Annotated in this window: 17 protein-coding genes and 2 rRNA genes (1 of these 19 only partly in view); 7 read left to right on the top strand and 12 right to left on the bottom strand. The window is 67.3% G+C overall.

Features of this window, described 5'->3' with window-relative positions:
* Positions 1-11: 11 nt before the first annotated feature.
* From ACW14X_RS15110 to ACW14X_RS15085, 6 genes are all read right to left on the bottom strand, one after another.
* Positions 12-698 carry a TetR/AcrR family transcriptional regulator gene (locus ACW14X_RS15110; RefSeq protein ID WP_350839115.1) on the bottom strand — a complete coding sequence of 229 codons (687 nt, stop codon included), beginning with the start codon at positions 696-698 and terminating at the stop codon, positions 12-14.
* A 310-nt stretch (positions 699-1,008) separates the two neighbouring features.
* Entirely contained in the window at positions 1,009-2,706 is a 1,698-nt protein-coding gene (gene atzF / locus ACW14X_RS15105) for an allophanate hydrolase (protein ID WP_457162516.1), read from the bottom strand.
* Positions 2,703-6,389: an urea carboxylase gene (gene uca / locus ACW14X_RS15100; protein WP_457162515.1), complete on the bottom strand. Its 3,687-nt coding sequence runs from the start codon at positions 6,387-6,389 to the stop codon at positions 2,703-2,705. Before uca ends, atzF begins: the two co-directional genes overlap by 4 nt.
* The gene (locus ACW14X_RS15095) at positions 6,386-7,177 is read right to left on the bottom strand and encodes an urea amidolyase associated protein UAAP2 (RefSeq protein WP_350713829.1); all 792 of its coding nucleotides are present in this window, start codon (positions 7,175-7,177) and stop codon (positions 6,386-6,388) included. The genes uca and ACW14X_RS15095 overlap by 4 nt, the downstream gene beginning before the upstream one ends.
* Entirely contained in the window at positions 7,174-8,028 is an 855-nt protein-coding gene (locus ACW14X_RS15090; protein ID WP_350839121.1) for an urea amidolyase associated protein UAAP1, read from the bottom strand. Before ACW14X_RS15090 ends, ACW14X_RS15095 begins: the two co-directional genes overlap by 4 nt.
* 469 nt (positions 8,029-8,497) lie before the next feature.
* Positions 8,498-9,283, bottom strand: coding sequence for an HAD family hydrolase (locus ACW14X_RS15085; protein WP_457162514.1), 786 nt, complete (start codon positions 9,281-9,283; stop codon positions 8,498-8,500).
* Between the two features lie 246 nt (positions 9,284-9,529).
* On the opposite strand from ACW14X_RS15085, the gene ACW14X_RS15080 reads away from it, so the two are divergent.
* A complete protein-coding gene (locus tag ACW14X_RS15080; protein ID WP_457162513.1) occupies positions 9,530-10,144 on the top strand; it encodes a TMEM165/GDT1 family protein in 615 nt (204 codons plus the stop codon).
* Positions 10,145-10,162: 18 nt separating this feature from the next.
* Here ACW14X_RS15080 and ACW14X_RS15075 read toward each other — a convergent pair whose 3' ends face one another.
* Together ACW14X_RS15075 and ACW14X_RS15070 are read right to left on the bottom strand one after the other, a co-directional pair.
* The gene (locus ACW14X_RS15075; protein WP_457162512.1) at positions 10,163-11,395 is read right to left on the bottom strand and encodes an RNA polymerase sigma factor; all 1,233 of its coding nucleotides are present in this window, start codon (positions 11,393-11,395) and stop codon (positions 10,163-10,165) included.
* Between the two features lies 1 nt (position 11,396).
* On the bottom strand, positions 11,397-11,774 hold the full coding sequence (locus ACW14X_RS15070; protein ID WP_160026209.1) for a YciI family protein: 378 nt from the start codon (positions 11,772-11,774) through the stop codon (positions 11,397-11,399).
* A 196-nt stretch (positions 11,775-11,970) separates the two neighbouring features.
* Between ACW14X_RS15070 and ACW14X_RS15065 the strand changes: the two genes are divergently transcribed.
* Positions 11,971-12,795: a nicotianamine synthase family protein gene (locus ACW14X_RS15065; protein WP_457162511.1), complete on the top strand. Its 825-nt coding sequence runs from the start codon at positions 11,971-11,973 to the stop codon at positions 12,793-12,795.
* Here ACW14X_RS15065 and ACW14X_RS15060 read toward each other — a convergent pair.
* Positions 12,792-13,676 carry an LLM class flavin-dependent oxidoreductase gene (locus tag ACW14X_RS15060; RefSeq protein ID WP_457162510.1) on the bottom strand — a complete coding sequence of 295 codons (885 nt, stop codon included), beginning with the start codon at positions 13,674-13,676 and terminating at the stop codon, positions 12,792-12,794. The genes ACW14X_RS15065 and ACW14X_RS15060 overlap by 4 nt on opposite strands.
* A gap of 134 nt (positions 13,677-13,810) precedes the next feature.
* Between ACW14X_RS15060 and ACW14X_RS15055 the strand changes: the two genes are divergently transcribed.
* Genes ACW14X_RS15055 through ACW14X_RS15045 form a run of 3 tightly spaced genes read left to right on the top strand, consistent with a single transcriptional unit; the run spans position 13,811 to position 16,783 of the window.
* Positions 13,811-14,239 (top strand): YciI family protein, encoded by a 429-nt coding sequence (locus ACW14X_RS15055; RefSeq protein WP_160026206.1) that lies wholly within the window; start codon positions 13,811-13,813, stop codon positions 14,237-14,239.
* A 27-nt stretch (positions 14,240-14,266) separates the two neighbouring features.
* Positions 14,267-15,496: an RNA polymerase sigma factor gene (locus tag ACW14X_RS15050; RefSeq protein ID WP_457162509.1), complete on the top strand. Its 1,230-nt coding sequence runs from the start codon at positions 14,267-14,269 to the stop codon at positions 15,494-15,496.
* A gap of 21 nt (positions 15,497-15,517) precedes the next feature.
* Positions 15,518-16,783, top strand: a complete 1,266-nt coding sequence (locus tag ACW14X_RS15045; protein WP_457162508.1) for an Nramp family divalent metal transporter — start codon at positions 15,518-15,520, stop codon at positions 16,781-16,783.
* Positions 16,784-16,822: 39 nt separating this feature from the next.
* On the opposite strand, the gene ACW14X_RS15040 is transcribed toward ACW14X_RS15045, so the two are convergent.
* Positions 16,823-17,623 (bottom strand): siderophore-interacting protein, encoded by an 801-nt coding sequence (locus ACW14X_RS15040; protein WP_160026203.1) that lies wholly within the window; start codon positions 17,621-17,623, stop codon positions 16,823-16,825.
* 75 nt (positions 17,624-17,698) lie between these two features.
* Between ACW14X_RS15040 and ACW14X_RS15035 the strand changes: the two genes are divergently transcribed.
* Both ACW14X_RS15035 and ACW14X_RS15030 read left to right on the top strand, forming a co-directional pair.
* Positions 17,699-18,721, top strand: a complete 1,023-nt coding sequence (locus ACW14X_RS15035; RefSeq protein WP_160026202.1) for a DUF2332 domain-containing protein — start codon at positions 17,699-17,701, stop codon at positions 18,719-18,721.
* Positions 18,722-18,777: 56 nt separating this feature from the next.
* Positions 18,778-20,073 carry an MFS transporter gene (locus tag ACW14X_RS15030; RefSeq protein ID WP_160026201.1) on the top strand — a complete coding sequence of 432 codons (1,296 nt, stop codon included), beginning with the start codon at positions 18,778-18,780 and terminating at the stop codon, positions 20,071-20,073.
* Positions 20,074-20,370: 297 nt separating this feature from the next.
* On the opposite strand, the gene rrf is transcribed toward ACW14X_RS15030, so the two are convergent.
* Positions 20,371-20,487: ribosomal RNA gene (gene rrf / locus ACW14X_RS15025) — 5S ribosomal RNA — on the bottom strand.
* Positions 20,488-20,602: 115 nt separating this feature from the next.
* Positions 20,603-23,463: ribosomal RNA gene (locus ACW14X_RS15020) — 23S ribosomal RNA — on the bottom strand (it continues 232 nt past the right edge of the window).

Genomic DNA, 23,463 nt, shown 5'->3' with positions numbered 1-23,463 from the left:
CAGCCTGCCTTTCAGGCCGGCTCGCGAACCCTGTCTTCGAGGAAGTCGTCGAGCATCTCCACGGCAACCGCGTTCGCTGTTTGGATCTTGTCCTGGCTGACACCGCAGATCCGCAGGCACGAGGAGGCGATCGCCCACGCCTCCGGGCACGTGATCCTCCGGACCGTGTCCTTGGTGATCATCTCGGCGCGCATGCTGATGACGCCTTCGACCTGCTGGATGAGCATGTTGCCCAGCTGCTTCAGACTGACGCCCTCGAGCACCTTCTCCGAGGCCACTTTGCTGGCCAGATCGGCGTACGCAGCAGCGAGCTCTTCGTGCTCTTGGCGGAACTCGGTGTAGACCTCACCGTTGGTCACATCCGGCAGCATGTAGAGCATTCCGACGTTGTGATCCACATCGGCAAGCGTGCGTACGTCGACGAGAACCAGCAGATAAAGAGCGGTCTCATAATCGAGCGGCGGCACCTGGTTGAGGATCTTGTCGACCTTGTCCGTGGTCGGACGAACCGACTTACGGAGCAGCTCGACGAGGATCTCGTCCTTGCCTGCGAAGTGGTAGTAGAGAGAGGCCTGACGGATGCCGACCTGGTCGGCGATCTCGCGCGTGGACGTCGCCGCGAAGCCTTGGGACACGAAGAGTCGCGCAGCGGCATCGAGGATCTGGTCACGGGGTGAGGCGGTACCCGAATCGGGCACATGCCTGGGGCGGCCGGGCCGAGAACGCCTAGTTGTCATGTACGCCATCTAAGCGGCCTCCCGAGTTTCGGGGAAGACTCGAAAGAGTCTTCTTCCCCTAAAGAACAGAGTCGAAAGTCCCACAGGAGGGTTGAATTCCCTGTCAACAAAGTGTATGGCAGGAAGAACCGATAAGCGCGGCACAGCATCCTCCCGGGGCGATAATGCTGGCGGATTCTGCCCAGTGTGACGGGGGATCAGGCCCCTGAACAGAGTCGTGTGCCACCTGGAGGAATGACCCCGGTCCCGTAACCGATATCCACGCTGAACGTTAAAGGCCCTGCTCAGACCGGTAACGACGCCAACCACCGTGCGCCGAGATATCAGCAGCCTTATCGACGGCAATTGGCTCGACGAGAAATCCCGAAACCGACGAGCCGTCCGACAGCGTGACCTTTCCGATGACCATCGGAGCAGGTACGCCACCCACGAACGTCCCGAAGCCCGCGGCCGGGACGCGCCACAGCTCGCCCTCGATCGGCACCCCGTTCCCGGCTGCACCCACCCGGACCAGTCCGGGCTTGGGCGGCACCGTCTCGAGCGCGAACAGCCGGTAGTCGGCCGAGGTCGACACCGGGCGCAGCAGCGTTGCACCGGCCTCGACCAGTTGGTGGTTGAGCGGCTGTCCCGACAGGTGCGCGCCGACCACGAAGAGATCGACACAGGGACTGAGCAGCGTGTGGCCGAGCGCGGCCAGGGTGCGATCGCTGCCGGCAGCGCCGGTCAGCATCACACCGAAGGGCAGTCCGCCGACCTGGCCGGCCGGGATCGCGAGCGAGGCCATGTCGAGCAGGTTCGCGAAGTTCGTGTAGCGGCCCATGCGCGCGTTCGCGCCCACCGGATCCGCAGCCACCTCGGCCAGCGTCGGATGCCACGTCGTCGTCGGCGTCAGCAACGCCGAGCACCCCGCGAGGGCCTCCTTCCCTGCCGCCCCGAGGCGCGCCAGGTGAGCCACGTCGCGTGCCCAGTCGGCTGCGGTGGCCGACGCCCCGGCGAGCACGATCGCGGCGACGGTCGGGTCCAGGTCGGTCCCGATGAGGTCGCGGTTGGCGTCGAGATGGGAGCCCACTGCGGCGTACCTCTCGGCGACGAAGGCGCCGTCGTAGAGCAGTCTGGCGGCCTCGAGCAGCGGCGAGATGTCGGTCTCGACGATCTCGATCCCCGCGGCGGCAAGCTGCGCGACCACGGCCCGGAAGGCGGCTGCCCACCCCGGCGCGAGCCCGTCGAGATGCTCACCGGTCGGCACCGCCACCCGCGGCGCCGGCGGCAGACCGGCGTCCGCCGGCAACGTACGCGACAACGGGTCCGACGGGTCGGGTCCGGCCATCAGCTCCGCGGCCGCCCGGGCGGATCCGAGATCTCGGGCGAAGACGGTGACGCAGTCGAGCGTGTAGCAGGCAGGCACGACGCCGGTGACCGGCACCAGCCCGCGCGACGGCTTGACCCCGACGATGCCGTTGAGCGCCGCCGGCACCCGGCCGGAGCCGGCGGTGTCGGTCCCCAGCGCGAGGTCGACCAGACCGAGAGCGACCGCGACCGCCGAGCCCGAAGAGGATCCACCCGAGATCCGGCTCGGATCCCAGGCGTTGCGGACCGCGCCGTACGGGCTCCGGGTGCCGACCAGGCCGGTCGCGAACTGGTCGAGGTTGGTCTTCCCCACGACCAGCGCACCGGCTGCCCGCAACCGGGCGACCGCAGTGGCGTCAGCGGTGGGCGGGTAGGCGAACGAGGGCGCTCCGGCGGTGGTCGGCAGGCCGCGGACGTCGATGTTGTCCTTGACCGCCAGCAGGCGTCCGGCCAGCGGCAGGACCTCTCCGCTGGCCACCTTCGCGTCGATGGCGGCGGCCTCCTCGAGCAGGTCGTCACGCGTACGCAGCGAGATCCAGATCTCCGGCCGGTCCGAGGCCTCGATGCGGTCGAGGGCCGCGGTGGCGCGGGCGACCGCACCGCCTGGAAGTGAGTGGATCAAGACGCGTCCAGGGGCCGAACCGCGGCGATGACCTGCCCCGGGACGATCTGCTCGCCCGGCTTCACGTAGACCTCGACCACCTCGCCGGCGACCGGAACCGGGACGCTCGCCTCCATCTTCATCGCCTCGACCACCATCAGCGGGGCGTCCTGGGTCAACCGCGCACCACGACTCGCGACGACCTTCCAGACGGTCGAGGTGAACGGCGCGGTCACCTGCACGCACCCCTCCGGCACGTCGACCTCCGACGGTTCGCCCCGCGCGTCGATGCGGTCGCAGATGTCGAACTCCCCCGCCGCCATCCAGCGCTGCCGCTCCTCCTCGAAGGCGGCGGACTGCTGGTCACGGAAGGCGGCGATCGAGTCCGCGTTGGCGGTCAGGAAGCGGTCGTACTCCTTGATCGAGAAGGTGCCCTCCCTGGTCTCGAACTCGCCGCGTCCGGCGTCCACCTCGGCCCGCAGCTCCAGAAGCTCCTCGGCAGAGACCGGGTACCACTCGATCTGGTCGAAGAACCGCAGCGCCCACGGGTCGTCGTGGAAGAGCCCGCCGGCCGAGGTCGACCGCCGGAAGCGGTTGAACACCTGCGTCGTCCGCCCGACGAGCTGATACCCGCCCGGCCCCTCCATCCCGTAGATGCACATGTACGCCCCGCCGATGCCGACGGAGTTCTCCGCCGTCCAGGTGCGCGCCGGGTTGTACTTCGTCGTCACCAGCCGGTGCCGCGGGTCCAGCGGCGTCGCGACCGGCGCGCCCAGATAGACGTCGCCCAGCCCGAGCACCAGGTACGTCGCGTCGAAGACGGTCCGGTGGACCTCCTCGACCGAGCCGAGCCCGTTGATCCGGCGGATGAACTCGATGTTCCACGGTGCCCACGGCGCGTCGTCGCGTACGCCTGCGGTGTAGCGCTCGATCGCCTCCCGGGTCGCCGGGTCGTCCCAGGAGAGCGGCAGCCGCACCCGCCGCGAGGGCACGGTCAGCTCCGAGGTGGCGGGTAGGTCCTCCTCCAGCTCCCGCAGCAGCCCCGCGACCTGGCCGGCCCGGAGCACCGAGGAGTCGGTGTGCACCTGCAGCGACCGGATCCCCGGAGTGACGTCGATGATGCCGGCGGGCGCGTGCTCGGCCAGGGCCGACTGCAGCGCGTGCACCCGCATCCGGAGCCCCAGGTCGAGGGTCATCGGCCCGTACTCCACCAGCAGGGAGTTGTCCCCGCTGCGCCGGTAGGTGACCTCCGGGCGCGCCGATGTCTCGGGCAACCGGCCGAGCACACCGTCGTCGCCGTCGCCACCCGCACCGCCGGCCACCGTCAGGGAGGCCCGGTGGTTGACCAGGCCGGCGGCCTTGCCCTCCCGCACCGGCACGAACCGCACCGTGTCGCCGGGCCGCAGCTGCCCGATCTTCCACAGCTCGCCGCTGGCGACGACCGCCGGGCAGACGAAGCCGCCCAGCGACGGACCATCGGGACCGAGGATGATCGGGGTGTCGCCGGTGAAGTCGAGCGACCCCACCGTGTAGGGGGTGTCGTGGATGTTCGAGGGATGCAGCCCGGCCTCGCCACCGTCGGCACGGGCCCAGGTCGGCTTGGGCCCGATCAGACGTACGCCGGTGCGAGCCGAGTTGTGGTGCACCCGGTAGCTCGCCGAGTAGAGCTGGTCCAGGTCCGCGCGCGTGAAGAACTCCGGGGCACCGTGCGGGCCCTCGGTGACGCCGATCTCCCAGGTGTTGGTCAGTGCCGGCCGCCGTGACACCGGGGTCGCCGCGGGCTGCGCCTGCGGGTCGACCGCGGTTCCCGGACGGAGCACGTCACCGCGCTGGAGCGTACGCCCGGCGTGACCGCCGAACCCGCCGAGCGTGAAGGTCGAGGCGCTGCCGAGATAGTCCGGCACGTCCAGGCCGCCTCGGACCGCGATGTAGGTCCGCAGGCCCGGCCCGTCGGTGCGACCCAGCGTCAACGTCGCCCCCGCGGGGAGCTCGATCGGCTCCCACTGCGGGACGGGGGCGCCGTCGACGCTGACCGGCATGGGGGCACCGGTCACGCAGACGACGGCGGGATCGGAGAACACCAGCGTCGGCCCCACGGCCGTCGCCCGGCCGGTTGCCAGCGGCACCGTGACCTCGAGGCCCGGGGCACCCCGATGGTTACCGACGGCCAGGTTGGCCTCGGCGAAGGAGACCGGGTCGAACGGACCCGACGGAGGTACGCCGACCTGCCAGTAGCCCACCCGGCCGGGAAGGTCCTGGACGGTCGTGAGCACTCCCGGGTCGAGCACGTCGATGCGCGGATCGGGGTCCCCGCCGCGGCCCTGCTTGGCACGTTCGGGCAGGGTCGAGGTCGAGTGCGTGGCCGAGCGGAGCTCGGCGTACGTCGTCATCGCGCGCAGCGCCGAGACGTTGGTGACGATCCCGTCGATCCGGGTCTGCGCGAGCGCCGAGCCCAGCCTGTCCAGCGCCTCGTCGCGGGTCGACCCGGTGGCGATCACCTTGGCGAGCAGCGGGTCGTAGTGCGGCGAGACCTCGAGCCCGGTCTCGATCCAGGAGTCCACCCGCACACCAGGAGCCTCGGTCGGCAGCACCGCCCGCGTGACCAGCCCCGACGACGGCATCGAGTCCTTGGCCGGGTCCTCGGCGTAGACGCGTGCTTCGACGGCGTACGCCTTCGGTGCGGGGCACTTGCGGAACAGCTCGTCGGGCAGGGCGGTGACCCCGTCACGAGCGAGCCGCAGCATGAGCTCGACGATGTCGATGCCCATCACCTGCTCGGTGACCGCGTGCTCGACCTGGAGGCGCGTGTTCATCTCCAGGAAGGAGATCAGCTCGCGGCCCGGATCGTAGACGAACTCCACGGTCCCGGCCGAGCGGTAGGAGACCGACTTGGCGAGCTGGCGCGCGGAGTCGTGCAGGACGGTCCGCACGTGCTCAGGAAGAGAGGGCGCGGGCGCCTCCTCGATCACCTTCTGGTTGCGGCGCTGCAGCGAGCAGTCACGGTCGCCGAGCACGGCGACCTGGCCCTCCCCGTCACCGAAGATCTGCACCTCGACGTGGCGGGCGGGCCGCACCAGGTGCTCGAGGAAAACCCCGGCGGTGCCGAAGCTGGTCTGGGCGAGCCGGGCGACCCGCTCGAACGCGACCCGGACGTCCTCCTCCGAGCTGCACGCGGTCATCCCGATGCCGCCACCACCGCCGGTCGCCTTGACCATCACCGGCAGCCCGATCCGAGCAGCCTCCTCGGCCGCCTCGTCCGGCCCGGAGAGCAACCCCGTGCCGGCCAGCATCGGCACCCCGGCGTTCTCCGCGAGCCGCCGGGCCGAGTGCTTCTCGCCGAAGGCGCTGATCTGATCGGGTGTCGGGCCGACGAACCGAAGCCCCGCGGCCTCCACCTCCCGGGCGAAGGCGGCGCTCTCGGAGAGGAAGCCGTAGCCGGGATGGAGCAGCCCCGCGCCGGTGCGCAGGGCTGCTGCGATGATCAGGTCGCCACGGAGGTAGGAGTCCCGTGCGGGCGCCGAGCCCAGACACACGGCCTCGTCGGCCTCCCGCACGTGTGGTGCCGCTCGGTCGGCCTCGGAGAAGACCGCGACCGTACGCATCCCGAGCTCGCGCGCGGTGCGCATCACCCGGCGGGCGATCTCCCCTCGGTTGGCGACCAGGACGGTGTCGAAGGACAGTCCAGCTTCAGAACCAAAGGTCATGCGTCGGCCTCGTAGTCGACATCCGGCTCGGACACGATCATCCGCAGCGGCGTCGGGTTGAAGTCGTTGCAGGGGTTGTTCATCTGCGGGCAGTTGGAGATCAGCACGAGCGTGTCGATCTCCGCGCGCAGCGCGACCCGCTTCCCGGGTGCAGACATGCCGTCGACGATGCCGAGGGCACCGTCCTCCTCGACGGGCACGTTCATGAACCAGTTGATGTTGGAGACGATGTCGCGCATGCCGAGCCCGTGCTTGGCGCCCTCCGTCAGGAAGTTCTCGCGGCAGCCGTGGTGATACATCACGTGGTGGCCGTAGCGAAGCGTGTTCGACTCGCGCGAGCAGGCGCCGCCGATGGTGTCCTGACGGTCGATCTCGTTCTCGACGACGGTCATCAGGGCACGACCGAGATTGCTGCGCAGCACCGTCCCGGTGCGGATGTAGGCGTTGTCCTGCCACGCGAGCGTGTCCGGAGCGCTGTAGCGCTCGTCGGTGTGGTGCGCGTTGTAGAGCAGGCAGTCACCCGACTGGTTGCCGCCGACATCGACGATCGTCAACACCTGCCCGGCACGTACGACACCCGACCACGAGGCCCGCGGAGCCACCTGCTCGTCCAGCACGACGGCACCCGGCACCAGCGGGTCACCCCACTCCAGGTGAGTGTTGTCGGCGTACGACGCACCGACCGGGACGCTGGAGACCAGCTGCCCGTCGGGCGTCAGATAGGTGGTCACAGGGACGGGAATGGTCGTCACAGGCCTCATCACCGGGTTGTCGATCGTGGTAGTCACAGGCCCCGAGCCTCCGCATAGTCGAGTGTGTTCAGATACGCCCGCCGAACCTCCGGAGAGGCGTCGAAACGCTCGTCCGCCGGGGTGGTGGGCCTGGTCTCCGGCGTACGCCAGGCGTGCACGCGCAGCGGCCCGACGACGTACTCCGGACGCGGGTCGCGCGGGTGCGGGACGTTGGCGATCAGCACGATCAGGGGCAGCTCGGCCACGAGCTCGACCGACGTACCCGCCCCTGACGAGCCGATCCAGTCGAAGCTCCCGTCCGAGGCGACCCGGACTCCTTGGAAGAACGAGACCGACGGAGGTACGTCGGCCGGCCCGAGCCCGTGCTTGGCAGCCGCCTTCACGAAGAGGTCACGGCCGGCCGGCGCGGGCCCCTCGGGCAGTGCGGTGCCGTAGCGCAGCGCGTTCCAGGCAGCGGTGCTCGTCCCACAGAACGCGTCGTGCCGGCCCGAGGTGTCGGCGATGATCGTGGCGAGCACCCGGCCGTCACCGGAGAGCAGCGGGTGGCCGGTACCGAGGTACGCCTGCCACGGGATCTTCTGGGTGTCCGCGACGTTGAGCCGCTCGGTCGGCTCGAGCGCGTTGTAGACGAGGGTGTGCGCGCAGGCCTCACCGGTCGGATCCTCGAGCCGGAACCGCGTACCGCGGGCGAGGACCTTGTGGGTGTAGCTCCCGGGTGCGACCGTCTCGGCCCACGTCAGGGTGTCCGGGTCGACGTCGTCCGGACAGAACGGGCTCGACGAAGCCGGTAGGTACGGCATCCAGTCGCTGACCTGCCCCCCTTGCGCGCGAGCATCTGCCCGTGCGTTCAGCACCGTGTCCGTGCTGTGGTCTGCAGCTAGCGCCACCCGGGTCCTCCTTGAAGCATGATTAACCTGTCGACTGACAGGTAAGCATGTAGGTCAAGGGCGTCGGGGGCAAACCAAGACTGTTGGAGATCTGAGTCCGAAATGTGGGGTCGGAGTCGGAGAAATTCTTCCCTGTCGGTCGATCGATTCTTACCGTTTTCGGTCGGAACTCGCTAGGGGGGAAGGACCATTTGCTGCCGATTTCCCGCGTGCGGTGCCGCCTGATGGAGCGATCCCCGGGAAGACAGGGCCAGCCCGGCGGGCGCTCAACCTGTCAAAAGACAGGTAACAGGTTCGGTGTGATATCGGACACCGTTTCGATGGCACTCCGGCACCGTGCCGAGGAGCGGACCGAACGCCCGGCGAATCGCTGGTTCGGCTGACATCGGCCCTCAGAAGTGGGACCCTGACCCGACGACGGACGCCGCCTCGAGACGCCGTCCGGACGAGCGCCGAGCGCACCCGGAGATCAGCGGGACGATCTCTTGGAACCCCACGGCACCACATTGCCGGAGACGAACGTCCGCGATGCGGACCCTTCGCGCGGAATCGGGATCCCGATCATCCCGACCAGCTCGCCCAGGTCGCTGATCGTCGGCCCGCTCCAGTCGGGATCCAGGTCGGAGACAACAGCCTCGTCGGGCTCTTCGAGCGCCCGGGACCGGAACCGCACCGCCCGCATCCCGACCGCCTCGGCGCCGCTGAGCTCGTGGTCGGCGCCGTCACCGACGTAGACGCACTCGCCCGTGCGCACCTCCAGCGCCGCCGCGGCGACGAGGTAGGCGCCCGAGTCCGGCTTGCGTACGCCCGTCTGGCAGGAGAACGAGACGGCGTCCAGGTGGTCCGCGAGCGGGCTCTGCGGCCAGATCGCGACCGTCTCCGCCCCGCAGTCGGCGACGAGGCCGAGCTTGAACCCTCGTTTGCGCAGCGACTTGAGCGCCGGCAGCGCCCAGGTCGCGGCATGGAGGGAGAGCGAGAAGTCCAGCAGCCGCGTGATCGCGCTCTCCACCTGCGACTCGGTCGGCGAACCGCCGACCCGTCGGGCCAGGTAGCGCACGGTGTGGTGCACATCGGCCATCAGACCGCGTACGCGCTCGTCGAAGGTGTCCGCGACCGCGGCCGCGAAGGCATCGGGGTCGACGCCGAGATCCGCGCCCATCCCCCTGGCCACGGCGGCGTGCTCGGCGGGGTGGCCGCTCGGGACGAGCGTGTCGTCCAAGTCGAAGAGGACCGCGCGCACTCCGGCCTCGTCCATGAAGTCAGCCTAACCAGGATCGGATCTCGGATGACGGAATTCAGCGAACCGGCCGGCGACCGCCCGAATGCGACTGCGTCAGACCCGTCACCTAGACTGAAGGCGCGAAGGGGAGTAGTCCTCAACAGTCGCGTCGACACACTGGCCTCAGGGCCCGGCGCGATCGGCCACGAAGTGGCGGACGAGACCTTCGACCATGCATCCGTATCAACATGACGGTGCTGGTCGAAGGACGATCAACCCCTCATGGGACTCCTCCGGCCGGTGCCGGAGAGGAACCCCGTGTACGCCTTCCTGCTTTCGACCGCGGTCATCTTCGTCGCCGAGCTCGGTGACAAGAGCCAGCTCATGGCGATGACCTTCGCCACCCGTTACCGGGCTCGCGACGTGATCCTCGGGATCACCGCCGCCACCGCGATCGTCCATCTGGCCTCGGTCGCCATCGGCGCGCTCATCGGAGACGCCTTCGCCGAGCACCAGCACTACATCACCATCGTCGCGGGAGTCGCCTTCCTGATCTTCGCCGGATGGACGCTGCGCGGCGACGAGCTCACCGAGGACGAGGCCAAGAAGGCTCGCAACAGCAGGGGAATGGCGATCATCGCCGTCGGCATCGCGTTCTTCCTGGCCGAGCTCGGCGACAAGACGATGCTCGCGACGATCACCCTGGCCACTCAGGAGGGCTGGCTCGGCACCTGGATCGGCTCCACGGTCGGGATGGTCGCCGCCGACGCGCTCGCGATCGGTGTGGGCGCCCTCCTCGGCCGCAAGCTCCCCGAGAACGTGATCAAGTATGGCGCCGCCGCGCTGTTCGCGATCTTCGGGATCATCCTCGTCATCGATGGTGCCGTACAGATGTGATCCGTCAGCTGCGAGCCGTCACGCCTGGTCGAGTGACTCGACCCGGCGGTTCAGGTAGCGCTGCTCCGGCACGCTCTGGGTCAGCCGGGCCGCCAGCACGTAGTGCTCCCGAGCCGTCGCCACGTCACCGGACTGCTCGAGCAGGTGCGCCAGCACGGCGTGGGCGCGATGGTGGCGCTGCATCGCGGGGTGCTCCAGCAGGTCTCGTACGATCTCGATCCCGTGCTCGGGCCCGAGACTCATCGCCACGGCGACGGCCCGGTTGAGCGTGACCGCCGGCGAGGGCGCGACCTGCGCGAGCATCCCGTAGAGCAGGTTGATCTGGAGCCAGTCGGTGGCCTCGTACGACTCCGCCTCGGCATGGACCGCGGCGATCGCCGCCTGCAGCTGGTAGCGCCCCACCGGACCCTCGGGGAGTACGTCCTCCAGCAGTGTCACACCTTCGCGGATCAGCTCCTGGTCCCACTGCGAGCGGTCCTGGTCCTTGAGCGGGATCAGGTCGCCGAGGTGATCGACGCGACCGCGCGATCGGGCCTGGGTCAGCAGCATGAGAGCAAGCAGGCCGGTGGCCTCGTCGTGCTCCGGAAGCACTCCGCGCACGATCCGGGTCAGCCGGATCGCCTCGTCGGTGAGCTCGATGCCCTGCAGCTCCGGGCCGCTGGTGCGGGTGTGGCCCTCGTTGAAGATCAGGTGGCAGACGTCGAGCACGCAGGCGATCCGCTCGGGCAGCTCGTCAGGCGCCGGCGAGCAGAACTCCTCGTCCTTCAGCGACGCCCGCGCCCGGCTGAGCCGCTGCCCCATCGTCGCCTCCGGGACCAGGTACGCAGCCGCGATCTCCGACGTCGTCAGACCGCCCACGCACCGCAGCGTGATCGCCACCTGGGAGGGACGGCGCAACGCGGGATGGGCGCACATCATCATCAGCCGCAGCGAGTCGTCGTAGGCCGAGCCGATCTCCACCGCCTCCGGGTCCGGCTCGTCGAGCCGCCGGGCGATCCCGTCGGCGACCTCGCGCCGGGTCCGGGCCGTGTCCGCGCGCATCTGGTCGATCAGCCGCCGATGAGCCACCCGGATCAGCCACGCCCTCGGGTCTGCCGGCAGCCCGTCACAGGGCCACTTCTGGCTGGCGGCGATCAGCGCCTCCTGGGCGGCGTCCTCGCAGTCGGGGAGGTCGGGATGGACCCGCAGCAGGGCGCCGAGGACGTGGGCGGACTCCTGCCGCCACACGTCCTCGACTCCCGTCACCGTCATGTCAGTAGGTTGCCACCGGCCGCAGCTCGACCGTCTCACCGGGGCCGCTGAAGCTGCGTACGACCTCTTCGGCTCGCTCCTGGGACTCGACGTCGATCAGGAAGAAGCCGGCCAGATGCTCCTTCGCCTCGGAGTAGGGGCCGTCGGTGGCGATCGGCTCGCCGGCCTCCCAGCGGTAGAGCTTGGCCGAGGCCGGATCCGCGAGCGCCTGCCCGCCGATGAGCTCGCCGTTGGCCGAGAGCTCCTCCATGATCCCCTCGAAGGCCGCGTTGAGCTTCTCCCTGGAGGCCTGCGGCAGCGACTGGAACTCGGGGATGAAGTCACCCGTCGGGTGACCCCACGGCTGCGGGTTGGAGTGGATCAGGATGACGTACTTCATGGCTCTTCCCTTTCGTCGGCGCCTTCCGTAGGCGTGCTTACGGGGATACGTCGGAGCCGAGTGACGTGGTTCTACATCGTCCCAGAAGCGAGTCGCCGACGCGTGCGATACGGGTGAGGCGACTTCCGTGCCGCGGAGCGGGCGCCTGGCGGAACACCGTGCAGCGGCCGTCACCGATGTGGAAGGGTGACCGGTTGTGAATCCGGGAACGTTCGAAGCCATCGACGAACGTCTCGTCTCCACCCTCGACGACCTCCTCGACCAACCGTCGCTGGAGCCCGGGATCGTCGTCAACGCGCTCTTCAACCGGTTGGTGACCGCGGTGCTCAGCGTGCCCGAGCCGGACGCCGACGCGGTGCTGGCCGCGCTGCCGCCGTCGCGTTCACCGGCCCTCTTCCGATCGGTCGCGTCCGCCGGCGAGCACGCGCTCGAGCGGGTCTGGGCCGACCGGATCGCGCGCTCCCCCGACCCCGCGGCGGCGTTCGCCCGCTTCCCCTACCGCGAGAACTACCGGCTCCTCGTGGAGATGGAGCTGGAAGCCGTACGCCGCCAGGGCACCGTCCCACGGCACGTGCTGCTCCTCGGCTCGGGCCCGCTCCCCCTGACCGCGCTCTGTCTGGCCGACCAGGGCGTCGCGGTGCACTGCGTCGACCACGACGCCGAGGCGATCCGGCTCTCCTCCGCCGCGTTCGGACGTCTGGGCGCCGTCGGCGTGACGTTCGAGCACGCCGAGGCCTCCGCCGCCACGCCACCCCACCCCGTCGACGTCGTGCTCCTCGCCGGCCTGGTCGGGTCCGACGATGCCGCCAAGGCCGAGGTGCTCGGCAAGGCGGTCACCTCTCTGGCGCCGGGCGGCCTCGTCCTGGCGCGGAGCGCCCGGGGGCTGCGTACGCTGCTCTACCCGCAGGTCGGCCCGCCGGCTCTCGCCGGCCTGAACGTGGTCGCCGAGGCCAACCCCGAGGTCGACGCTCCGGGAACAGACGTGATCAACAGTGCGATCCTCGCGCGCCCGAGCAGCTAGAGCGCGGGGTCGAGCACCTCGGCCTTGAGCTGTGCCGCGCGCTCGATCCGCTCGGCACCGGTGTCGCCGAGGTTCCAGGTCGGCAGGATGAACTCGTCGAACCCGGCCTCGACGTAGCGGCCGATCAGGTCCTGCAGCTCACCGGCCGATCCGGTCTGCGTCCGGGCGAAGCCCGGGTTCGCACCGTCGAGGTCGAGCATGAGGTTGGTGGTCGTCTTCATCGTCGCGGGGTCGCGGCCGACCTGCTCGCACGCCTCCAGGAGCTTGGCCCGCACCGCGCCGGCGCTCTCGGGCGTGCCCCAGGTGTTCCACTCGTCGGCGTGCCGGGCGACGACGCGCAGCATCCGCGGACCCTTGGCGCCGACCAGGATCGGCAGCGGCGAGGACACCGGCTTCGGCTCGCAGGGAGCGTCGGTGAGCTGGAAGTGGGTCCCCTCGAAGGTCGTACGCGGCTTGTCGAGCAGCGATCGGGTGATCTCGATCGCCTCCTCGAACCGGTCGACCAGCACCTTCGCGCTCGGCAGGTCGATGCCGTACGCCTTGTGCTCGTTGATCTGCCAGCCGGCACCCATGCCGAGCACGAACCGCCCGCCGGCGATGTGGTCGATCGTCGCGGCCCGGTTCGCGAGCAGCGCCGGGTGATGGATCGTCGTCGGGGAGACCAGGGGCCCGATGCGTACGTTCTCGGTGGTCGCGGCCAGCGCCGGGAGGACCCCCCAGACCTCGTGCATCGGCCCGTCGTCGATGTCCTCGGAGCCGGTGTTGGGCATGTAGTGGTCGGCGAACCAGACGCCGTACCAACCTGCCTGGTCAGCCGCCTGTGCCTCGGCAAGGATGTCGGCAGTGGGAACGGCGGGACTGGGCCACAGCGAGATCTTCACAACCCCAACCTACCCACGAGCGAAACTCCCCTTCGAAAATATTCTTGGCAGCGTTGTCGATCCCGCGTAGACCTCGTTCGACCAAGGGGTGAACGGGCCGGCAAGACGGCCCGACCGACACAGGAGAAACCGAGATGCCGAAGTACATGCTGATCTGGCGCACCATCGACGAGGACAAGCAGAACGCCGCGATGGCCGCCATCCCCTTCGAGCAGATGCTCGAGAAGATGGGGAAGCTCAACGACGAGCTCATCAAGTCGGGCGTGCTGCTCGCGATGGAGGGGCTGGACCCGGAGGAGCACACCGTCGTCACCTACACCGACGCCGAGGAGGCACCGGTGGTCACCGACGGTCCCTACGGCGAGACCAAGGAGCTCTTCGGGGGCTTCTACCTGATCTCGGTGGGCTCGAAGGAGGAGGCGGTCGAGTGGGCCAAGCGGATCGGTGGCTTCCCCGGGTCCGCCGTCGAGATCCGCCGGGTGCCGACGATCGACGAGTTTCCGCAGGACAACCCCTGGATCCAGAAGGAGCTCGACTGGCGCACGAAGACCGGGCAGCTCTGAGAACCACGACCATCCGAGGAGACACCGATGAGTGACGCGACGCGCGCCGTCGAGGCGATCTGGCGCATCGAGTCCGCCCGCATCGTCGGCGCGCTCGCGCGCTACACCGGCGACTTCGCCCTCGCCGAGGACGCGGCCCAGGAGGCCCTCGCGGAGGCGCTGGTCTCCTGGCCACGCGACGGCCAGCCGGCCAACCCGGTCGGCTGGCTGATGACCACCGCCAAGCGGAGGGCGATCGACACGATCCGCCGCGCCGGGGTCCAGCGCGAGAAGTACGAGGCGATCGCCCACGACCAGGACGAGGCGTACGACGCCGACCTGGACATCGAGCGGATCGATGACGACGTTCTCGCGCTGATGTTCGTCTCCTGTCACCCGGTGCTGTCCAAGGAGGCCCGGGTGGCGCTCACCCTCAGGGTCGTCGGCGGCCTCAGCAGCGAGGAGATCGCCCGGGCGTTCCTGGTGCCAGTGCCGACGATCCAGGCCCGGATCACCCGCGCCAAGAAGACGATCGCGGCCGCGAAGGTCCCGTTCGAGGTGCCCTCGCCCGACGAGCGCCGGCAGCGTCTGGCCGGCGTGCTCAACGTCCTCTACCTGATCTTCACCGAGGGCTCCACCGCCACCTCCGGCGAGGATCTGATCCGCACCGACCTCGCCCGCGAGGCACGGAGACTGACCCGGGTGTTGATCGGCGTGCTGCCCGACGAGCCGGAGGCGTACGGACTGCTCGCGCTCATGGAGCTGACCGCCTCCCGCTTCCCGGCGCGCACCGATGCCGCCGGCGACCCGGTCCTCCTCGAGGACCAGGACCGCACCCGATGGGACCAAGGTGCCGTACGCCGCGGCGTGGCCGCCCTCGAGCAGGCGACCCCACGGGGCCTCGGTCCCTACGGGCTCCAGGCCGCGATCGCCGCCACCCACGCGGTCGCCGACTCGGTCGAGACGACCGACTGGGAGCGGATCATCGTCCTCTACGAGGCGCTGGGCCGTATCGCACCCAACCCGATCGTCGACCTCAACCGCGCCGTGGCGGTGGCGATGGCCCACGGACCGCTGCGAGCCCTGGAGATCGTCGACCGGATCGCCGAGGACAAGCGGCTCGACCACACCCATCTCCTCCCGACCGTACGCGGGGAGCTGCTGCGGCGGCTCGGCCGGACCGTCGAGGCACGCAAGGAGCTGGAGCGGGCGGCAGAAATGTGCATGAACGACCGCGAGCGTGCCGTCCTTCGGCAAAAAGTCGCTGATCTTCCCTAAAACGGGGTATACCTGTCGCTCATGTCACAAGCAGCGACGCCAGAGACCACTCAGACCCCACGGTGGCGGATCCTGGGTCCCGGCCTCGTCGTGGCCGCGACCGGTGTCGGCGCCGCCGACCTGGTCGCCACCCTGATCGCCGGCAGCAAGTACGGCTACGCCCTGCTGTGGGCCGTGGTGGTCGGATGTGTCCTGAAGGTGGTCCTGGTCGAGGGCGCCGGGCGCTACAGCCTGGCGACCGGCGAGACGATCTTCCAGGGCTGGCGGCGTCTGGGCATCTGGACGACGATCTACTTCGGCCCCTACATCGTGATCTGGGGCTTCATCTACGGTGCCGCCGCGATGGCCGGCACCGGCCTGGCCCTGACTGCGCTGTTCTCCTTCGCGTCGGTGAAGGTCTGGGGCATCCTGTCCGGCCTGATCGGTCTCGCCATCGTCTGGGCCGGCCGCTACGGCCTCTTCGAGAAGTTCCTCGCGGTTCTGGTCGGCATCATGTTCGTGACGATGGTCGGCGCGGCGCTCGTCACCCTGCCCAACCTCCCCGACCTCCTCGTCGGCCTGGTCCCGACGATCCCCGAAGGCTCCCTGGTCAACATCCTCTCGGTCGCCGGCGGCGTCGGCGGCACGATCACCCTGGCCGCCTACGGCTACTGGCTGCGGGAGAAGGGCTGGCACACGCCGCAGTTCATGCGCGTGATGCGGATCGACAACACCACGGCGTACGTCGTGACCGGCATCTTCGTCGTCGCCACCCTCATCGTCGGCGCTGAATTGCTCTACTCGGCCAACATCGCCATCGGCACCGGTGACCAGGGCATGCTCGACCTCTCCAGGGTGCTTGCCGATCGCTACGGCAACTGGTTCGGCAAGCTCTTCCTGATCGGCTTCTGGGCCGCGGCGATGTCCTCGCTCGTCGGCGTCTGGAACGGTGTCAGCCTGATGTTCGCGGACTTCATGGGGACCATTCGCGGAAAGGCGGACGAGCCCGAGGCCAAGAGCGGCGGCATCTGGTACCGCTCCTACATCCTCTGGCTCACCTTCCCCCCGATGATCTGGCTCCTGCTCGCCGACGAGCCCACCTGGCTGATCTTGATCTACGGAGTCCTGGGCGCCTTCTTCATGCCGTTCCTGGCCGTCACCCTGCTCTGGCTCCTCAACACCAGCCACACCCCTGCGGAGTGGCGCAACAAGTGGGTCTCCAACATCGGCCTCATCATCTGCGCCCTGCTCTTCGCCTGGCTCGCCTTCGACCAGATCCGCACCTCCATCCAGGATCTGCTCGTCTGAGGTCAACGCGGCACCCGGTGGATCGGCGAGCGCCAGGCTCTATGCCTGCGCCTTGCCGATCCGCCAGTACCCGACGAAGGTGATCCGCGACTTGGGCACCCCGAGCGACACCAGATGGCGACGCCCCTCGGCCGGGATCGTCCGCTCACCGACGAGGTACGCCGAGAGCGTGGCCGGCGCCTCGGGCTTGAACGCCTTCACCTCGGCGATCGCCAGCGCCCCGGGCTGTCCGTCAGAGTCACCTCGAGCCAGCCATCGCACCTCGACTCCCTCGGGCCCGGAGACGTCCTGGACGTCGGCCATGTCCGGGATCTCGATGATCGCCAGACCGCGCGCGTCGCGCGGCATGTCTCGAAGGATCCCGACGATCGCCGGGAGGGCCGACTCGTCCCCGACGAGCAGGTGGAACGACGCGTCCGGAGCGTAGTCGAAGCCCGTGCCCTGATCCATGAGCACGACCCGCTCGCCGGGCTGCGCGGTACGCGCCCACGGGCCGGCGATCCCGAGATCCCCGTGCACGACGAAGTCGACGTCGATCTCACCGAGGTCGGGCCGGTGCTCGCGCACGGTGTAGTTGCGCAGCGGCGGCCGGTCGCCATGCCTCAGGTACTTCAGGTAGTCGATCGTCCCGAGCTTCTCGGGCACCGCGTCGAAGTTGGTGGCTTCCCCGTTCGGTCGCGGCAGGAAGAGCCGGAACCACTGGTCGAAGCCGCGCTGCGGGAAGCGTCGCAGATCATCGCCTCCCAAGGTGAGCCGCACCATGTGCGGCGTGACCTGCTTGTTGTGCAGCACCTCGGCCGCGTACACGCCCTTCAGCTTCCGACCGTCGTCGAATCCCATGCCCTGCTCCATTCGCTGTAAGTAAGGGTTACCTTACCTATGCTGCCTAGCACGTGTCAGTGCTTGGATGTGCCCATGGCGACTCTCTCCGAGCTCTTCCGCGACCACTTCGGCCACGAGGAGCACCTCTACGGCTGGGTGCTCAACCGGTTCGCGGACGACCTCGATGCGGGTGGTCCCATCGCGGAGATCTGCCGGGATCACCTCGACGCCTCCCGCGCGGATGCCGTGCAGCTGCGCCTCCTGGCGGCTCTTCACCGCATCGTCCTTCGCGGCGACGCTCCCGAGCTCGAACGCTTCTATCCCAATCTCGGCGGCACCGACGCGTACGTCACCGCCTGGCCGGTGTTCGAGGAGGTGGTCGCAGCTCACGTCGACGAGCTCCGCGTAGGTCTGGAGGTGGCGCCCCAGACCAACGAGGTCGGCCGCTCCGCCTGCCTCCTCATCGGGATCTTCGAGGCCGTACGCCGCACCGGCCTGCACCGCATCCGGCTGCTCGAGCCGGGCGCTTCGGCGGGGCTCAACCTGCTCGTCGACCGCTACCACTTCCACGGCGAGGACTGGGCGTACGGGCCCACGGACAGCCCGCTGGCGATCGACACCCAGAGCGCCGGGGTGCGTCCGGTTCCGTTCGAGGTCGTGGCGCGCCGTGGCTGCGACCTCGCTCCTGTCGATGTCTCCACCGCGGCCGGCCGCGAGTACCTGACCTCGTTCGTATGGCCCCACCAGGTCGATCGTCACGCCCGGCTCGCCGGTGCCCTGCGGGCCGCGGCCGGCGACCCGCCCACTGTCGATGTCGGTTCGGCCGACACCTGGCTGAAGGAACAGCTCACCGACACGACCGACACCGATGTCCTCACGGTCGTCTGGCAGTCGATCACCGAGCAGTACTGGCCGATCGAGGTACGCACCGGCGTACGCGCTGCCGTCGCCGACGCGCGTGGGCGCCTGCCCATCGCCCACGTCACCATGGAAGGCGTCCCGCCGGCGCAGACGGCCTCGGGCTGGGACATCCGCACCGACGGTCCCGCGCTCAGCCTCGACGGCGACGTGCTCGCCCGTTCGAGCCACCACGGCCCGCCGCTGATCCTGGCGTAGCCGCGGGAGACCAAAGTCGGTTGACGCGTTCCGCGTCCGGGTAAAGGCTGGTCGGCATGCCCGCCGACGAGCTTCCCGGCTGGAGGCGCAACGCAGCGATCTTCCTCGCCGGCCAAACGGTCTCCCTGCTCGGCTCGATGCTGGTGATGTACGCCGTGATGTGGCACCTCACCATCGAGACCCGCTCCGGGTCGGTGCTGATGCTGAGCCTCGTCTTCGGCATGCTCCCGCAGGCGTTCATGTCGATCTTCGGCGGCGTCTGGGCCGACCGACATCACCGCAAGTTCCTGATCATGGGCTCCGACGCGACCATCGCGGTCGCCACCCTGATCCTGGCCGGACTGATGGTCAGCGGGATCGACGACCTCTGGATCATCTATCTCGCCCTGGCCATCCGCTCCGTCTTCGCCGGCATCCAGATGCCTGCCGTCACCGCGATGATCCCGCAGATCGCGCCGGAGTCCCAGCTGCTCCGGATCAACGGCGCCTTCCAGACCATCCAGTCCGCGATGACGCTCCTCGCGCCGGCACTCGCCGCGGTGATCTACGCCAGCATGGACATCGTCGCCGTCTTCTTCATCGACGCGATCACGGCCCTCATCGGTGTCGGCCTCCTGGCCCTCGTCCCGGTCGCCCGTCTCGTACGCCCCGACCAGGGGAAGGTCTCCTACTTCGGCGACCTCCGCGCCGGCCTCAAGTACGTCTCGACCCATGCGCACGTGCGTTGGATCCTCGTGCTCTTCACGCTGGTCATGGTGATGGTCGGAGCTCCCTCCTACCTCACCCCGCTCATGGTCACGCGTACCTTCGGCGACGAGGTCTGGAAGCTCACTGCGAACGAGTTGTTCTGGGGTTTCGGCATGCTGGCCGGCGGTGCCGCCATGGCCGCGTTCGGACCCAAGATCGTTCACCGCATGCGCTTGATGGTCGGCTCCGTCGTCCTCATCGGACTGTTTGTCGTCGGACTCGGAGTCTCCACGAACATGTGGGTCTTCTTCGTCTTCGGTCTGCTGATCGGAGTCGCCTTCTCGGCGTTGAGCGCACCCGCGTTCACGATCCTTCAGGAGCGCGTCGAACCAGAGATGCAGGGGCGGGTCTTCGGCATCGTCGGCATCGTCATGTCCGTTGCCATGCCGCTCTCCATGGTGGTCTTCGGCCCGCTCGCAGACCAGTTCTCGGTCGAGTCCCTGCTCGTCCTCGCCGGCGTGCTGCTCTTCCTCATGGTCGGCGGCATCCTCGCCATCCCCGGCGCTCGCCGGTCGCTGGCTGAGGTCGACGTCCCGAAGGAAGAGCCCATCGCTCCTGCTGCCACGGCCACTCCGGACGAGGAAGCGTCCCAGGGCACCAAATGACAGCTGCCCGGCACCTCGAGGGCACCGGGCAGCTGGAGAAGCTCTGGATCAGCGGCTGGTGACCAGCTTGATGGCCACGCCGAGACCCGCGGCAACGACGGCGGCGATGAGCAGCTTCTTGACCATGGGAACTCCTTGTTCGAGGTGTTGTTGGTACGGACTGCAACTATGACATTGGACCTCGCGCCGCTGCCCACGTCAACCGGGCGTGGCGCGAAGAGGCCTCATAATCACCTCGACAATGGGCACAAATGGCAGCAGGGCCACCTCCGAAGAGGTGGCCCTGCGCAAAGATATGTCCGGCGGCGTCCTACTCTCCCACAGCCTCTCGGTTGCAGTACCATCGGCGCTGAAGGGCTTGACTTCCGGGTTCGGGATGGGACCGGGTATTTCCCCTTCGCTATGGCCGCCGTAACTCTAGAGATCACGCTCCCTGCATCGCAGGGGGTGACCAAACCTGTGTTACAACAGTTGGTTGTGGACGCGAGACTTGACGGTCTTCGTTTGTTGTTTTTGTTGAGGGTTTATGAAAGATAAGCCCTCGGCCTATTAGTACCGGTCGGCTGGGCATCACTGCTGTACACCTCCGGCCTATCAACCCCATAGTCTGTAGGGGGCCTTAACCCATAAAGGGTGGGAAACCTCATCTTGAAACGTGCTTCCCGCTTAGATGCGTTCAGCGGTTATCACTTCCGAACGTAGCCAACCAGCCATGCACCTGGCGGTACAACTGGCACACCAGAGGTTCGTCCATCCCGGTCCTCTCGTACTAGGGACAGCCTTTCTCAAGTTTCCTACGCGCGCGGCGGATAGGGACCGAACTGTCTCACGACGTTCTAAACCCAGCTCGCGTGCCGCTTTAATGGGCGAACAGCCCAACCCTTGGGACCTACTCCAGCCCCAGGATGCGACGAGCCGACATCGAGGTGCCAAACCATCCCGTCGATATGGACTCTTGGGGAAGATCAGCCTGTTATCCCCGGGGTACCTTTTATCCGTTGAGTGACCACGCTTCCACATGCCGTGGCCAGATCACTAGTTCCGACTTTCGTCCCTGCTCGACATGTCTGTCTCACAGTCAAGCTCCCTTGTGCACTTACACTCGCCACCTGATTGCCAACCAGGCTGAGGGAACCTTTGAGCGCCTCCGTTACACTTTAGGAGGCAACCGCCCCAGTTAAACTACCCATCAGGCACTGTCCCTGAACCAGATCATGGTCCGAAGTTAGACATCTAGTACGACCAGAGTGGTATTTCAACGATGACTCCACACACACTGGCGTGTGCGCTTCACAGTCTCCCACCTATCCTACACAAGCCGAACCAAACACCAATACCAAACTATAGTAAAGGTCCCGGGGTCTTTCCGTCCTGCCGCGCGTAACGAGCATCTTTACTCGTAGTGCAATTTCGCCGAGTCCACGGTTGAGACAGCGCCCAAGTCGTTACTCCATTCGTGCAGGTCGGAACTTACCCGACAAGGAATTTCGCTACCTTAGGATGGTTATAGTTACCACCGCCGTTTACTGGGGCTTAAATTCTGAGCTTCGCCGTGAGGCTAACCCGTCCTCTTAACCTTCCAGCACCGGGCAGGAGTCAGTCCGTATACATCGTCTTACAACTTCGCACGGACCTGTGTTTTTAGTAAACAGTCGCTTGGGCCTGGTCTCTGCGGCCCTTCACGCTTCCCCCAGCTAGTGGGTTCACGATCCGGGCCCCCCTTCTCCCGAAGTTACGGGGGCATTTTGCCGAGTTCCTTAACCATGGTTCGCTCGATCGCCTCGGTATTCTCTACCTGATCACCTGAGTCGGTTTGGGGTACGGGCGGCTCATGACTCGCTAGAGGTTTTTCTCGACAGCATAGGATCATCGACTTCCCCAAACGGGTCCGTATCACGTCTCAGGCACACAGTGTGCGGATTTGCCTACACACAGCCCTACACGCTTACCCGTAGACAACCATCGCTACGGTTCGACTACCTTCCTGCGTCACCCCATCACTTGACTACTACACACTTGGGTCCCATGTTCCACACACACGCCTCACCCCGAAGGGATCGGTCACGCATGCTTCAGATGGTTAGCATCATGCGCCTCATCATGGGCGTCACTTCGCCGGTACGGGAATATCAACCCGTTGTCCATCGACTACGCCTGTCGGCCTCGCCTTAGGTCCCGACTTACCCAGGGCAGATTAGCTTGACCCTGGAACCCTTGATCAATCGGCGGATGTGTTTCTCACACATCATTCGCTACTCATGCCTGCATTCTCACTCGCGTACCGTCCACCGCTGGATCACTCCGCTGCTTCACTCGATACACGACGCTCCCCTACCCACCCCGGAAAACCGGAGTGCCATAGCTTCGGCGGATAACTTGAGCCCCGCTACATTGTCGGCGCGGAATCACTTGACCAGTGAGCTATTACGCACTCTTTCAAGGGTGGCTGCTTCCAAGCCAACCTCCTGGTTGTCACTGCGACTCCACATCCTTTTCCACTTAGTTATCGCTTAGGGGCCTTAGCTGATGGTCTGGGCTGTTTCCCTCTCGACAATGGAGCTTATCCCCCACTGTCTCACTGCTGCGCTCTCACTTACCGGCATTCGGAGTTTGGCTAACGTCAGTAACCTGGTCGGGCCCATCGGCTATCCAGTGCTCTACCTCCGGCAAGAAACACGCAACGCTGCACCTAAATGCATTTCGGGGAGAACCAGCTATCACGAAGTTTGATTGGCCTTTCACCCCTAACCACAGGTCATCCCCTCCATTTTCAACTGAAGTGGGTTCGGTCCTCCACGCCGTCTTACCGGCGCTTCAACCTGCCCATGGCTAGATCACTTCGCTTCGGGTCTAGAGCGCGCGACTCAATCGCCCTATTAGGACTCGCTTTCGCTACGGCTTCCCCACACGGGTTAACCTTGCCACACACCGCTAACTCGCAGGCTCATTCTTCAAAAGGCACGCCATCACCCCCACTGCCACAAGTGGCCGGCCGGGCTCTGACGGATTGTAGGCACACGGTTTCAGGTACTATTTCACTCCCCGCCAGGGGTACTTTTCACCTTTCCCTCACGGTACTGGTCCGCTATCGGTCATCAAGAAGTATTTAGGCTTAGCGGGTGGTCCCGCCAGATTCACACGACATTCCACGAGTGCCGTCCTACTTGGGAAGTACATCAACCCAGCCAAACACATACGATTACGGGGCTATCACCCGCTACGGCCCAGCTTCCCAACTGGTTCACCTTCATGCTTGGTTTCTTACTGAGCTCACCGCCGGCAGACGATGAAAGACATATCCCACAACCCCGACTACCCAACAACTGCCGTCTATCACAGGTAACCGGTTTGGCCTCATCCGATTTCGCTCGCCACTACTCTCGGAATCAC

This window comes from Nocardioides sp. YJ-D4, from assembly GCF_054031495.1.
This window is presented reverse-complemented; position numbering and strand designations above follow the sequence as displayed.